Genomic DNA, 14,487 nt, shown 5'->3' with positions numbered 1-14,487 from the left:
AGTCTTCCCTCCTTTATGGAATCTGCTGTTTTATGGTTGCTTAAATCCGAAAACGATTCGTTAAACCGGTTAAATCATCGGCAATCGCAGCCAGCTGTGCACTGGCATTGGATACTTCGCCAATCATCCCCGCCTGTTCCTCCATCGTAGCCGCCGCTTCCTCTGTGCCGGCTGCATTTTCATCCGAAACAGAAGCTAAGTTTTCCAGTTTTTCGATGACGCTTTCTTTCTTCTCCTCAATATTATTCTGCATCTCATTAATCTGCAGAATAACTTCCTTAATATTTTCAATCGCCTGCGCGATTCCTTCAAACTGACGGTTGGTCTCGTCTACACTCCGCTCCTGCTCAGTTACGATTTTTCCGGCTCCATTCATTGCCTCAACCGCAAACGCAGCCTTTCTCGACAATTCAGAAATAATTTCCTTAATTTCTTTGGTAAAATGAGTCGAATCCTCCGCCAGCTTTCGAATTTCATCGGCTACCACCGAAAAGCCCTTGCCGGCTTCCCCAGCCCGGGCCGCCTCAATCGCAGCATTTAAGGCCAATAAATTGGTTTGATCGGCAATTGAGCTAATCATATCTGACGCCGCTTCAATCTTCTTGGTTGATTCATTGGTATTTTGAATCACCTCATAAATCTTATCGGACGCTTCTTTGCTTTGGCTGGTGGTCTTGTTTAATACCTTAATTGTTTCCAGACCGCTGTCTTTCAGTTGATTTACCTGCTCGGTGCTGTCATTCAAATCGCGCAGGAGCTGCAAATTAACCTGCAAAGCCGCGCTTAATTCTTTCATAGCTTCTCCGCCCTTTTGCATATCATCGGCCTGGAGGGAAACGCCGTTAGCAATTTCTTCAATCGTTCTGGCAACATCCTCGGCTGAATTGGCTGTCTGGCTGGCCGCTGCCGTTAATTCCTGCGACGAAGACGACAAACTTTCGGCATTGCTGCTGATGGCCGCAATCAACTCCTTCATATTGCTATTCATTTTCGCCATGGCTCTGGATATAATCCCGATCTCATCTGCCCGATACACATATTTTTTAGTCGGCCGGTCTTCTTCCAAAGTCAAGTCAAACGCAGCAAACTTTTCTACTAAACGGCTGATATTGGTAATCGGAACTGTCAGTGTACCTACTGCAAAATAAACGGCTGTCAAACCTAAAACCAAAAATAAAACACTGATCAGAACCAGAGACAACATCACCGAACGAGTCGGTCCCAAAATTTCGGCCTCTCCAACTTGAACCACTACCGCCCAAGTTGTACCCTCAATCCGGGAATACGCCGCTATTTTCTCGCCTTTCCACTGATATTTCACAACGCCGGACTCCGGCCCGCGCAAAGACTGCATCCCCTGCTCAAACACTTTAAGCATCGGCGCAAAGTTGCTGTCGCTCTCTGCCAGTTCCTTTAACGTTTTATTTTGGTTAACTATATTTTGATCGGCATGCCCCAAAATTTGACCCTTATCATTCAAAATATAGGCATATCCGGTTTTTCCATAAGTAAAGTTTTTGGCAAAATCAGATACAAAGCTCGCCTGCCGAACACCGGAAATTACACCGACCGGGGTATTTCCGTTCATAATCGGAGCGGAAACAACAAAAATCTTGTTGCCGTCTTTCATATTAATGATCAAATCGGAAATGGTTGCCTGTCCCTTCATTCCCTGCTGGAAATATGCCCGGGCAGTAACGTCCCGCCCGTCGGAAAGAGCAATCCCGTTTTTATTAAAAGTATCGAACTCTAAATAATCCGTATTTTTCGCTTCTATGGCTAAAGCCGCCATAATCTCATCTTTACTTGTTTTTTCTATATTAACTGACTCTCTCCGGCCAAGACTGGATAAATATTTAAGTTCACCGTTTATCTTTTCATAAATCGTATCCGATAAGCTATTGGCTGTGGTCAGCAACTTATCCTTTGTTTCTTCTTCAATATTTCCTGCTACTTTCAAAGATCCGTAGCCCACCAGCGCCGCTGTCAGTAAAACCATGATTCCCCCCGTCAAAAGAATCATTTTCAGCCGAACGCTCTTTAAACCCTGCAACTTCTCATTTTGTCGTTGAATTCTGCTCACGTGTTTCTCCTTATGTTATGGTTCTAGTATAAAATTTCAATGTGTATCGTGGTTCAGGCAAGCCGTTGCTTATACTTACCCAAACCGTAAGTTTTTAGATTGATAATTTTTAATTGTTGATTTTTTGATTGATAATCTTCTGATTGATGATTAGCTGTATTTGCCTATATTGAAAGTGAACTTTCATATAGGCAACATAAGCTAACAATCTTGATAATTTTTGATTAACAAATAAAAGCCGCTAAATAGTAATCTTTTTAGCGGCCATACTTCTAATTCCAGAGACTTGAAATTATTCGGCTTTGATTCCGTACTTACGATTAAATTGTTCGATACGGCCTCTGGCAGCGGTTGCCTTCTGCTGACCGGTATAGAACGGATGCGAGTCGGACGTCACTTCCATGCGAATCAGCGGGTAGCTGTTCCCATCTTCCCATTCCACCTTTTCGCTTGAAGTTCTGGTCGACGCACTTAAAAACTTAAAACCGGAGGTAGAATCCATAAATACAACTGGATGATAATCCGGATGAATTCCCTTTTTCACTTTTTTTCACCTCTTTCCTTTTCAATTTTTATGAGAGTTGGAGTCTCCCACAAAGAACCAAGCAAGTATATCACATTTTAAAACAATTTGCAAATACTTTTTTCTAGTTCAAGCAAGCAAATATCTATGGTTAAATATCTATATTGATACAATCGAAAATCTTGCATTCATGGTGATTCCGTGTTCCGATTCGCTTAATCTAACTGAAAACGATGTGTTAAATTAGTTAAATCTTCGGCAATTCCTGCCAATTGGGCACTGGCATTGGATACCTCGCTGATCAGAGTGGTCTGTTGCTCAATCGAAGCTGCCGTTTCCTCGGTGCTGGCCGCGTTTTCTTCAGAAATAGACGACAGATTTTCCAACATATCCATAACCGTTTCTTTCTTGTTTTCAATGTTTTTCTGCATCTCGTTAATCTGAACAATAATCGCCTTGATGCTTTCAATTGCCTCGGCGATACCTTCAAACTGCCGATTGGTGTCGTCTACGCTCCGCTCCTGTTCTGCTACAATCTTACCAACCCCGTTCATCGCTCCAACCGCAAATTCAGCCTTTTTCGCCAAATCAGCAATAATCTCTTTAATCTCCTTGGTAAAGCGGGTTGAATCCTCGGCTAATTTTCGGATTTCGTCAGCTACCACCGAAAAGCCCTTACCGGCCTCTCCGGCCCGAGCCGCTTCAATGGCCGCATTTAAGGCCAACAGATTGGTCTGATCGGCAATCGAGCTAATCATATCCGAAGCCGCTTCAATCTTCTTGGTTGATTCGTTGGTTCTTTCAATCACCTCATAGACCTGTCCGGCCGCTTCTTTATTTTGAGCGGTAGTCTTATTCAATATCTTAATCGTTTCCAAACCGCTGTTCTTGAGCTGATTTACCTTCTCGGTACTCTCATTCAAGTCCTGCAGCAGCTTCAAATTGGTCTGCAAAACCGAGCTTAAGGTTTCCATCGCCTCGGCTCCTCTTTGCGTATCCTCCGCCTGCATCGACGCGCCGTTGGCGATTTCTTCCACCGTCTTGGCAATATCATCGGCCGAGCTGGCGGTCTGATTGGCCACCGCCGTCAACTCCTGTGAGGAAGACGACAAATGCTCGGCATTGCTGCTGATCGATGTAATCACCTCCTGCAGATTGCCAATCATTTGCGACATTGCTCTGGTCATCGCGCCGATTTCATCCGGCCGGGTCAAATATTTTTTAGTCGGACGGTTTTCTTCCAAAATCAGATTAAAATCCGCTATCCGTCCGATCAACTGGCTGATATTGCCAATCGGCACCGTCACCGAATTGGACACCAGATACATGGCGGCGCCGCCCAAAATCAAAAAGACCAGACCGATTAAAATCAAAGAAAGCACCATACTCCAAATCGGCCCCATGATTTCCTGTCTCTCAACCTGAACCAACACTGCCCAGTTGGTGCCTTTGATCCGGCAAAAGGCCATTATTTTTTTACCATGCCAGTCATATTCGGTCACACCGTCCTGCACGCCGCCGGTGCGCAGAGACTGCATATCATTTTGAAACACATTAATAAAAGAACTGTAGGAACTGTCAGCCGCCGCCAATTCATGGATCGTCTTGTTTTGATCAACCAGGTTTTGATTAGGATGGCCTAAGATCTGTCCCTTATCGTTTAAAATATAGGCATAGCCGCTTTGACCGTACTTAAATTCCTTAGCAAAATCCGATACAAAAGAGGCCGCCCGGACACCAGAAATGACACCAGCCGGTTTATCACCATCCATAATCGGAGCCGAAACAACAAAAATCTTGCTGCCGTCTTTCACATTAATAATCAAATCAGAAATTGTTGCTTTGCCCTGCATTCCCTGCTGAAAATATTCTCTAGCATTAACATCTCGGCCATCAGAAAGCGCAAGCCCCTTTTGATCAAAGGTATCAAAATCTATATAATCTGTTTTTTCGACTTCCCGTTTCAGCTGCATACTAACTTCTGTTTTGCTGCTTTTGGCTACATTAAAAGCATCTCTCCTGCCTAGTCCAGATAAATATTTTAATTCGCTGTTAATCTTTTCATATACAACATCCGCTAAGCTGTCGGCCGTGGTTCGGAGCTTATCCTTGGTTTCCTGCTCAATATTTCTCATTATACTAAATGAAGAATAGCCAATCAGTGCCGCAATCAGAAAAAACATAACTCCTATTGTCGATAAAAGTAATTTTACCCGAACGCTTTTTAACTTTGATACATTTCCATTGGACTGATGAGTTTTTTTCACAATTTCTCCTTTAACAATTTCTCATTTGATAATAAAAGTACCACAGCATGAAAATTGGATACCGGCTTACCGGCAAAAGGCTGACATCAGCGGATAAATTCCTTTTTCACCTCTTTTCTTTTCAGCTTTCATAGGCCTTCCGCTCTCCCATAAATAACAATTTCAGTATAGCATATTTTCGGGCAGGCCGCAAATGCTTTTTTTAAGTTCAGGCCAAGCATCCGGCAGTTTTGATCTGACCGGAGAGCCGATTCGGAGGCAGCATTCCGCCTACCTCTCAAATGCTTCTTTAATCGCTGACTCCAGCCCATGAATTTCCGTAAAATATTTTTCATACCAGAGCAGGAACATATATACCGTCCAAATCTTGCGGCTGTTATCCTCCTCATCCGCCCGGTGCCGCTCTAACAGGCGCAGCAGCTGATCGGTATGAAAATAGCGCTCGGCCGTTTCCGACAAAAAAGCGTTCCTGACCATATAATAAAACTTATCCTGCCGCAGCCAGACCCGAATCGGCACCGGAAAACCGAGTTTGCGCCGTTTCGCTACTTCCTCCGGCAAATGCCTTTTAGCAGCCAGCCGCATGGCGTATTTGGTGTTTTTTTGATTGACCCGGTAATCCACCGGCAACTCGCCGGCTAAGGCCATCACTTCCTTATCCAAAAACGGTACCCGGAGTTCAAGCGAATTAGCCATACTCATTTTATCGGCTTTCAGCAAAATATCACCGACCATCCACAGATGCAGATCCAAATACTGCATTTTGGTAATATCCGGCTGATCCTTAACTTTATCGTAAAAGGGTCTTGTAATCTCCTGCGGCGTCTTGGCCAGACCGGAACGTTTCAACAGCTTCTGCCGCTCCCTGACCGAAAAAATATTGGCGTTGCCGATAAATCGCTCCTCGACCGTCAAAGCCCCCCGACGCAAAAAGCTCTTGCCCTTAATATTCGGCAAAACCCCGGCCACCGCTGCCGCACCCTTTCGCAGGAACAAAGGCAGTTTTTCATATTTAGCCAAACTGAGCGGCTCGTGATAAATCCGGTAACCGCCGAAAATCTCATCAGCCCCCTCGCCCGACATCACTACCTTGACATGCTCTCTAGCAATATTGGATACAAAATACAGCGCAATTGCCGCCGGGTCGGCCAGCGGTTCATCCAAATAATACTGAAGCCGGGGCAGGACTTCCCAATATTCCCTGGTGTCAATGATCTTGTCATAACACTCGACCCCTATTTTTTGCGATAAGCTTTTGGCATATTCGGTTTCATTATATTTATCATAATCAAACCCAACCGTAAAAGTCTTGCGGTTGCCGGAAAAGACCGAGGCGACATAGCTGGAATCGACGCCTGAGGACAAAAAGCAGCCAACTTCAACATCGGCGATTTTATGCGCCTCGACCGACTCCATCATCTGCCGGTCAATCGCATCAACCGCCTCCTCCAGGGGCATTTCCCTGGCGGCAAACTTCGGCTCCCAATAGCGGTAAGTCCGGCAGCCGGTTTCATCATAAATCAAATAATGTGCCGGCGGCAGTTTTTTGACGCCTTTAAAAAAGCAGTCCTCAGTGACCGAATACTGAAACGACAAATAATTTTCCAGCACCGCCTCATCCAGCTCTTTGACAAAGTTCGGATGCGGCAAAAAAGCCTTAATTTCCGAACCGAATAAAAAGCTGCCGCCCATGTTCGGCGCATAATAAAACGGTTTGATGCCAAAAAAGTCTCTGGCTGCAAACAGCTGTTTCTTTTCAATATCATAAACAGCAAAGGCAAACATCCCTCTTAATTTATTCAGCACATCCTGACCGTAAGTTTCATAGGCCGTCAGCAAAACCTCGGTATCGCCGTTGGTCTGAAAGGTTTTGCCCTGCGCCGTCAGTTCCGCTTTCAGCTCCCGATAATTATAGATTTCGCCATTAAAGACCATTACTTTTTTGCGGTCGGCGCTGTACATCGGCTGATGCGATAACTCCAAATCCACAATACTGAGCCGGCGAAAGCCAAGTGCAGCATGTTCCCCTACATAGTAACCATCCTCGTCCGGGCCGCGATGAATAATCTTATCGGCCATATCCTTTATAATCTGCTCTTTTCTTTCAATTTCATCAATAAAACCTACAAATCCGCACATATCTTTCCTTCCATTCCGCTCTCCGCTTTTTCATTCATCTTTCCCCAGCGGTGCACAAGCAGCCGCTCTTGCACGCCGGGAGATCGCCTTTCCGGCTGAAAATGCTCCCCACTCGCGCAGAAACAAAATTGAACCATCTCTACCTGAACTATAATACAAATTCCTTGACTGCCTGCTGCAGCCTTTGAACCGTTTTTTCTGTTCTCTCCCGCGTGACCGGCAAAATAATATCGGCGTACTTACGGTACAGCGGCTCTCTTTCCCGGCAAACATCTTCCAGGGTCAGGCCTTCCGGAATCAGAATTCCCCGCTTGCCCGGCGAAATAATCCGGCGCAGGATTTCCTGATAAGGAACTGCCAAATATACGACTATGCCCTGCCGTTTCAGGTTTTCCATTGCTTTTTCATAATAAACCGCACTGCCGCCGGTAGAAATGACGGTCCGCTTAAAATCAACCTCCCTGAGGACGGCTTCTTCCTTGCGGGCAAACTCGGCATTGCCCTCGGTATCAATAATTTCCTGCAATAACTTATGATATTTCTGTTGAATCAGCAAATCCGTATCCACAAAGTCATAGCCGATGCGCTTGGCTAAAATTACTCCCAGTGTTGATTTGCCCGAACCCGACATACCAATCAGAATCACATTGTTTTGCTTCATATTATTTCACAAATCCTTCTTTTTCATAAATGGCTTTGAGCTTTAAGCCAATTTCTTTCATACTTCTTTGCCTTGCTATTTTCAATCCGTTTTCTCTTAATTGCAGCTTTTCTCCACGCAAAATAGATTCAATCTTTTCTTTAAATTCTTCTGTCGTCTTTGCTTTGCAGACATGAACATCCGCTTCCAGCCAATGGTCATACACCGGAATATCCCGAACAACCACCGATATCCCGCACGCCAATGCTTCCAGTACCACAATGCCCTCGGTTTCTTCATGGGTCATAAACGCAAATACATCCGCACCACAATAGGCATCCCGCAATTCATTCGGTGTAACAAATCCCGGAAAATGCAAGTTTTTCGGCGGATTTTCCACTACATCCCGAACTGCTTGCGGAACAATGGACAAATTGGTATTGCCAAACCACATAAACTCGGCATTTGGCATTTGCCTTGCCAAATCGGCAAATTCGATAATTCCTTTTCTGGCAATAAAATGACCAGCCGATATAATCACCGGTGTCCCCTCGGCAATGCCATACTTTTGACGAAAACTTTGCTTTTTCTTATCATTCGGCAAGAAAAAATAAATATCAATTCCATTGGAAATCGGATAAATTTGTTTATCAATTCCGTATTTTCGGAGTAAACTCTTGGAATACTCAGTGGGAGTAATAATAATATCCCCCAAATTATAACAAAACTGTATCCAGCGCTTAAAAAACGGAGCCAGCCAATTTGAACCCTTAAAGGAATTGCGAAAATCTTCTTCCGTAGAATGAGCATAATAAACGACCGACTTTCCCTGCATCTTGGCAATACGGCTGGCAATCACAGAATCCGGAAAGATGGTATTAATATGAATTATATCCGCGGGTTTCCACCATGAATTGGTCGTTTCGATTCCTGCCGCTTCCAAACTTCTGGTTTGATGCAAAATCGCTCTCCCGATTCCGCTTTTACGAATATAACGAAATCCTCCCATATAGATTTGTACTCTCATTTTTATTACCTCCCATGTTGTCAACTTGATTACTCAGAGAGATATAATACCACCGGACAATGGTCGCTCCCCATCACATCGGCATGAATCTCCGCATCCGCGATTCTGTCCTTAAAATCATTCGACACCAGAAAATAGTCGATTCTCCAGCCGATATTCCGCTCTCTGGCCTTACCGAAATAAGACCACCACGAATACGCCTCGGTTTTATTCGGATACAAATAGCGAAAAGAATCCGTAAATCCGGCCGCCAAAAGAGCGGTCATCTTTTCCCTTTCCTCATCGGTAAATCCGGCATTGCGGCGGTTCGACTTGGGATTGGCCAAATCAATCTCCTGATGCGCCACATTTAAGTCACCGCAAACAATAACCGGCTTCTTTTGATTTAAGCTGACAAGATATTGGCGAAACGCATCCTCAAAGTTCATGCGGTCGGGCAAACGCTCCAGTTCCCGCTTGGAATTAGGCGTGTAGACCGTCACCAGAAAGAACTCCGGCATTTCCAGCGTAATCACCCGCCCCTCCTGATCATGCTCCGGCACGCCGATATCATAAGTCACGGCCAGCGGCTCTTCTTTACTGAAAATGGCTGTGCCCGAATAGCCCTTCTTGGTCTTGGCATAATTAAAATATTGATGATAGCCCGGCAAATCAAGCGTTACTTGCTCCGGCTGAATTTTTGTTTCCTGCAAACAAAAAAAATCTGCCTGCTGATTTTGAAAATATTCATAAAAACCCTTGCCGACAGCAGCCCGGATTCCATTGACATTCCATGAAATAAATTGTTTCATACTTTCTCCGCTTCTTGATAAAAACTTTTTGATTTCTGTTTAAGCTGCGCAACACTCTGAAAAGCCGGCTTCCCTAATTGCTCCTGATAACCGGACTTGACTCCGCTTCCATTCTCAGTTCTGCTTTTTTTTCAGCGGACAGCTTTTCCCCGCCCGACAAGCTTCTATTCGATGAATAACCAAAATAACTGCCAGTCCCGCAAAAGCCAGTCCGACCCGAGCCAGCGCCGCCGCTGAAAACGGGTTAGTGATACCGCTAAAAGGCCAGAGCTTGCGAAGCGAACCGAGCATCATACCAATTAAAAAAGCAAACAAAGCATCATGATAGTGCTTTAACGCCCATTTTAACAGCTTAGAAAAACCGATAATGCCGATGACCGCGCCGGCGGCAAAAACCAAGATAATAAAAATATGATTATCGGCAAAAGGCGATTTGACCACTGCCATAATCTGTTTATATTTGCCCAGCAGCAGCAGGATAAAAGAACCCGATATGCCCGGCAAAATCATGGCGCAAATCGCTACCACTCCGCTGAAAAAGAAAGCTGCCAGCGTTGCCGGCGTTTCCATCGGCAACAAACCGACCAGCCAAAAAAGGAGAACCGCCCCTGCCGCCAAAAAGCCAAAACTGACGGCTGTCCGCTTCAAATCCTTGCTCATCAAAACAACCGAGCCTAAAATCAAACCGAAAAACACGGCAAAAGTCAGTGCTTCATGATAGGTCAGTAAATAAGTCATTACGCTGGCCAGGCTGAAAATTGCCGCCCCAATGCCCAATACCAAGGGCAGCAAAAAGCGCAGGTTCATTCGTTTAATCAGCGCCTGCCATTTGCCGGCGAATAACAGTCCCAGCATCTGCCCGTCATAACCGCTGATGGTGTCAATCAATTCCTCATAAATCCCGACAATCAAGGCAATCGTACCGCCGGACACTCCGGGAATCACGTCCGCCACCCCCATAAAAAAACCTTTCAGCATTAAAATCAGCGCTGTCAGGCCATAATTTTTCCTGTCTGTCTGTAAAGTCTGTTCCTCCGGTTTCACTTCTTCCTCCGTTTGCTTTCCTGATAACTCTATTTTTCTGCCGCCGGTGTTTCAGCGGTTATTTCACTTTCCTCTGCTGCCGGTCTCTCCGCCGGCTCTGCATTTTCCTCTGCTGCCGGTTTTTCCGCCGGTTCTGCGCTTTTCTCTGCCGCCATTGTTTCATCGGCTTGCGCCAGTTTCTTAACTTTAGCGTCTAATATTGATGTCATCACCACCGACACCAGCAAAAGCGCCACGGCTGTATAAACCAGAGTCCAATGCCGGTTAAACGGGCAAGCGCCCTGGCTGATTGCCGGCAGATAATCTTTCGCCACAATCGCCAGCGTGACAGCAGCAAAACCAATGGCCACTGCAAAAATGCCATTACTTAGTCTTTTTATTTTCTTCTTATCCATAATTCCTCATTTTACCTTATTATGCTCAGCACTGCTAAGAAGCCGGGCGTTTAACTGCGAAATACACTGCCGCCGATAAATTCGCGCAGGATTGAATTACCAGGCACATTTTCACTGCCGTAGCCCAGAAAATAGTCCAAAAACTTTAACAGCCGCCGAGCCTCATTATAAACCGGAGAAGTTTCCGGAATATGAAACAGCAGCGGATCGGCATATTGTTTTAAAATCGCCAGTTCATAAATATGCGCCGAATTAAACATAAAGTCCGCCGATTCCTGATAGGGGAAAATATATTTCTCCTCGCCCCGGCGCACCGAGTTCCACATCATTAAAGTTTTTTCAGCCGATGCCCCGCGATACTGAAAATCCCGCACCATCCGGCGAATACAGCGGCCGTCAGTGGTCGGAATCCGGTTGTGCTCATCCAAGTTCAGCTGAGTCAACGCACTGATATAAATTTTATATTTATTTTCCGCCGGCAAAGAGTAGGTCAGGGCATCGTTTAAGCAATGAATCCCCTCAACCACCAAAATCTCATGCTCCAGCAGCTCGGTCGGAGTATCGGCGTACTCCCTGACTCCGGCCACAAAGTCAAACCTCGGCAAACGCACGGGCTTACCGGCCAAAAGGTCAGCCATATCCCGGTTAAAGCCGGCCACGTCAATTGCTTCAATCGTTTCAAAATCATAATTGCCGTTTTCATCCCGCGGTGTTTTTTCCCGGTCAACAAAATAGTCATCGACCGAAATAATCTTAGCCCGAATTCCGTTCGCCAATAGCTGAATCGCCAGCCGGTGAGCAAAGGTTGTTTTGCCGGAAGACGAGGGACCGGCAATAAAGACAAACTTTTTCTTATCAATATTAGCGGCAATCTGGGCGCCGATCTCGGAAATCGTTTTCTCCATCAGCGCTTCCGTCACCAAAATCAAATCTTTCATTCGGCCGTTTTCAATCATGCCGTTTAGTTCCGCCGCGTTTTCCACCCGAATCAGACGTCCCCAGTCCATCGTTGTTTTTAAGACTTCAAACAGTTTCCGGTCCGGTGCAAAAACAGCCGCCTTATCCGGCGTCTGCCGCTCCGGCATCTGCAAAATAAAGCCGTTTTCATAGGGATGCAGCGAAAAATCCGGCAAATATCCGGCACTCGGCACCATATAGCCGTAAAAATAATCCAAATAGCCTTCAAGCTCATAAACATTGGTTTCCGATGCCCGACGGTATTTCATCAGCTTGGCTTTGTCCGGCATGCCCTGTTTGTGAAAAAGCCCGGCCACTTCCTTGGTTTTTAACTGATGCTTGCGCAGCGGCATATCTTCTTTGATGCACTTTTTCATTTGCTCTGACACCTGCTGCAAAAAAGCGGCATCCGCCGGCAGACAGGTGCCATCTTTCAGCGCCCTGATTTCACAATAAAAGCCCTGATTAATGGAAAACTCAATCTCCGTTTCATAACCTTGTTTGCCCTGCTTTTCCAGTACCTGCTGTACTGCCCACACCAGCAAAAAAGACAGCCCTCTCTGCACCGTCCGATACCCGTCCGGTGTTGTCGCATCCAGCCAGCGGACTTGATCATTTGCTTTCACTTTTCTGGTCAATTCCTTCAGGCTGCCATTGACTTCCGCTAATACAATCCGGCCGGCAAAACTCTTTTGTTCTTTTTCTGCCAGATCTTTTAAACAAAGATTTTTTTCCTGTTTTTTTTCGGTTTGCATCAAATGAATCACTTCTTTCTCCTTTGGGGTCGGCAACTATTCTTCCCGCAGCAAAGCCTCCAAACCTTTGATCTGCCTTTCGGTATCGGCTTTTTTTTGCCCGGCTGCCGAGTTTTCCGGCGGCGCGTCCTTTAGGCTTTGCCAAATCAATTTCAATTCCTGCAATTCCAACTGCCTTAATTCCCGCAACATTTCCTTATCTTTTGTCTTTTCGGCTTTTCCGAAATAGTATTCGCTCTCGCTGTACGGTTCATCCTGCCCCCAGTCGGCATAAATCACCGCATAATACTTGCCGGCTTCTTTCAGATAATGCTCCTGCCGAATCCGGTAGCCCAGCCGGTGCAGACAGCGCCGCACCAAATGCCGGTCGGCATGAGGCGATAAAATCAATTCTGTCTTTTCAGTCAGACAGTCTGCTCCATTTTGCAGAATCGCGTCCATAATGATGCCGCCCATGCCGGTAATAATCAGCGTGGTCAGCTTCCTGCCCCGGCAGGCGGCCAAACCATCCGACTGCAAAAAATGAATTTGTCCCGGCACGCCGTAACTGGCGGCATTAGCCGCCGCCCGCAAAAGCGGACGTTCCCGTACATCCAGTCCATAAATCTCCCGTTCGGGAAAGCGCTTCGCCAAATAAATCGGAATCAAGCCGTGATCTGTTCCGACATCAGCTAATATACCGCCCGGATGTCTGACCAAATCGGCAATCAGCTGCAATCTTCTTGTTAATTTCATAACTTAACTACCCGCTTACCTGACCTGTAAGCCTATTCCAAATAATCTTTCAATTTCCGGCTGCGGCTGGGGTGACGGAGCTTGCGCAGCGCCTTGGCCTCAATCTGACGAATCCGCTCTCTGGTAACATTAAACTCCTTGCCCACTTCTTCCAGCGTTCTGGCCCGGCCGTCCGTCAGGCCAAAACGGAGATTGAGCACCTTCTGCTCCCGGTCAGTTAAGGTTTTAAGGACATCAACCAGCTGCTCTTTCAGCAGGGTAAAAGCCGCCGCATCAGCCGGTACCGGCACATTGTCATCCTGAATAAAGTCGCCCAAATGGCTGTCCTCTTCTTCGCCGATCGGCGTTTCCAAAGAAACCGGTTCCTGCGAAATCTTTAAAATCTCTCTCACCTTATCAACCGGCATATCCAGTTCCTCGGCAATTTCCTCCGGCAGCGGGTCGCGGCCCAGTTCCTGCAAGAGCTGACGCGATACCCGAATCAGCTTATTGATTGTTTCGACCATATGCACCGGAATCCGAATCGTTCTGGCCTGATCGGCAATGGCTCTGGTAATCGCCTGCCGAATCCACCAGGTAGCATAGGTACTGAACTTATAGCCCTTGGTATAATCAAACTTTTCCACCGCTTTCATCAGGCCCAGATTGCCTTCCTGAATCAAGTCCAAGAACAGCATTCCCCGGCCGACATAGCGCTTGGCAATGCTGACCACCAAACGCAAATTGGCTTCCGTCAGCTGCTGTCTGGCCTTAACATCGCCCTCGCCCATTTTTTGAGCCAGTTCTACTTCCTCATCCGCCGACAGCAGCGGCACTTTTCCGATTTCTTTTAAATACATCCTGACCGGATCGTCAATATTGATACCGTCGGGCAGAGTCAGATCCAACTCGATTTCTTCGTCGTCATCTTCTTCCTCTTCCTCGTCAACGGCCATGCCCAGAACGTCAATTCCCATTTTATCGAGATAGTCATACATATGCTCGATATCTTCCGAGTCCAGTTCGATATCTTTCAAAGAATCCTCAATTTGACGGTATTCCAGCACATTCTTCTTCCGTTTTGCTTCATTGACCAGTTTTTCTAAATATTCCGTTAATTTTGGATTTTCAATATCGCCCATTTTTCTTTCC

Annotated in this window: 12 protein-coding genes; all 12 read right to left on the bottom strand. The window is 46.1% G+C overall.

Annotated elements, in window-relative coordinates; genetic code table 11:
- Positions 1 to 40: 40 nt before the first annotated feature.
- A complete protein-coding gene (locus C3V36_09170; GenBank protein AVM69397.1) occupies positions 41 to 2,083 on the bottom strand; it encodes a hypothetical protein in 2,043 nt (680 codons plus the stop codon).
- Between the two features lie 292 nt (positions 2,084 to 2,375).
- Positions 2,376 to 2,627, bottom strand: a complete 252-nt coding sequence (gene rpmE2, locus C3V36_09165) for a type B 50S ribosomal protein L31 (GenBank protein ID AVM69396.1) — start codon at positions 2,625 to 2,627, stop codon at positions 2,376 to 2,378.
- Between the two features lie 194 nt (positions 2,628 to 2,821).
- Positions 2,822 to 4,873: a hypothetical protein gene (locus C3V36_09160; GenBank protein ID AVM69395.1), complete on the bottom strand. Its 2,052-nt coding sequence runs from the start codon at positions 4,871 to 4,873 to the stop codon at positions 2,822 to 2,824.
- A gap of 270 nt (positions 4,874 to 5,143) precedes the next feature.
- On the bottom strand, positions 5,144 to 7,012 hold the full coding sequence (asnB, locus tag C3V36_09155) for an asparagine synthase (glutamine-hydrolyzing) (protein AVM69394.1): 1,869 nt from the start codon (positions 7,010 to 7,012) through the stop codon (positions 5,144 to 5,146).
- A gap of 148 nt (positions 7,013 to 7,160) precedes the next feature.
- Positions 7,161 to 7,673, bottom strand: coding sequence for a shikimate kinase (locus C3V36_09150; GenBank protein ID AVM69393.1), 513 nt, complete (start codon positions 7,671 to 7,673; stop codon positions 7,161 to 7,163).
- 1 nt (position 7,674) lies between these two features.
- Entirely contained in the window at positions 7,675 to 8,679 is a 1,005-nt protein-coding gene (locus tag C3V36_09145; protein ID AVM69392.1) for a glycosyl transferase family 1, read from the bottom strand.
- A gap of 29 nt (positions 8,680 to 8,708) precedes the next feature.
- Positions 8,709 to 9,470, bottom strand: a complete 762-nt coding sequence (xth, locus tag C3V36_09140) for an exodeoxyribonuclease III (protein ID AVM69391.1) — start codon at positions 9,468 to 9,470, stop codon at positions 8,709 to 8,711.
- A gap of 114 nt (positions 9,471 to 9,584) precedes the next feature.
- Positions 9,585 to 10,514 carry a DUF368 domain-containing protein gene (locus C3V36_09135; protein AVM69390.1) on the bottom strand — a complete coding sequence of 310 codons (930 nt, stop codon included), beginning with the start codon at positions 10,512 to 10,514 and terminating at the stop codon, positions 9,585 to 9,587.
- Positions 10,515 to 10,543: 29 nt separating this feature from the next.
- Positions 10,544 to 10,909, bottom strand: a complete 366-nt coding sequence (locus C3V36_09130) for a hypothetical protein (GenBank protein ID AVM69389.1) — start codon at positions 10,907 to 10,909, stop codon at positions 10,544 to 10,546.
- Between the two features lie 50 nt (positions 10,910 to 10,959).
- Positions 10,960 to 12,621, bottom strand: a complete 1,662-nt coding sequence (locus C3V36_09125) for a nucleoside kinase (protein ID AVM70500.1) — start codon at positions 12,619 to 12,621, stop codon at positions 10,960 to 10,962.
- 36 nt (positions 12,622 to 12,657) lie between these two features.
- Positions 12,658 to 13,356: a hypothetical protein gene (locus C3V36_09120; GenBank protein ID AVM69388.1), complete on the bottom strand. Its 699-nt coding sequence runs from the start codon at positions 13,354 to 13,356 to the stop codon at positions 12,658 to 12,660.
- 32 nt (positions 13,357 to 13,388) lie between these two features.
- Positions 13,389 to 14,477, bottom strand: coding sequence for an RNA polymerase sigma factor RpoD (locus tag C3V36_09115; GenBank protein ID AVM69387.1), 1,089 nt, complete (start codon positions 14,475 to 14,477; stop codon positions 13,389 to 13,391).
- Positions 14,478 to 14,487 lie beyond the last annotated feature (10 nt).

The organism is Lachnospiraceae bacterium oral taxon 500, assembly GCA_002999035.1.
Lineage (GTDB): Bacteria > Bacillota > Clostridia > Lachnospirales > Vallitaleaceae > W11650.
Note: the sequence above shows the minus strand (reverse complement) of the source record. Positions and strands in the feature narration are given on the sequence as shown.

Coding starts and splice junctions, on each gene's coding strand:
- asnB (AVM69394.1), bottom strand. CDS start 7,012: ATGTGCGGATTTGTAGGTTTTATTGATGAAATTGAAAGAAAAGAGCAG.
- C3V36_09150 (AVM69393.1), bottom strand. CDS start 7,673: ATGAAGCAAAACAATGTGATTCTGATTGGTATGTCGGGTTCGGGCAAA.
- C3V36_09145 (AVM69392.1), bottom strand. CDS start 8,679: ATGAGAGTACAAATCTATATGGGAGGATTTCGTTATATTCGTAAAAGC.
- xth (AVM69391.1), bottom strand. CDS start 9,470: ATGAAACAATTTATTTCATGGAATGTCAATGGAATCCGGGCTGCTGTC.
- C3V36_09130 (AVM69389.1), bottom strand. CDS start 10,909: ATGGATAAGAAGAAAATAAAAAGACTAAGTAATGGCATTTTTGCAGTG.
- C3V36_09125 (AVM70500.1), bottom strand. CDS start 12,621: ATGCAAACCGAAAAAAAACAGGAAAAAAATCTTTGTTTAAAAGATCTG.
- C3V36_09120 (AVM69388.1), bottom strand. CDS start 13,356: ATGAAATTAACAAGAAGATTGCAGCTGATTGCCGATTTGGTCAGACAT.
- C3V36_09115 (AVM69387.1), bottom strand. CDS start 14,477: ATGGGCGATATTGAAAATCCAAAATTAACGGAATATTTAGAAAAACTG.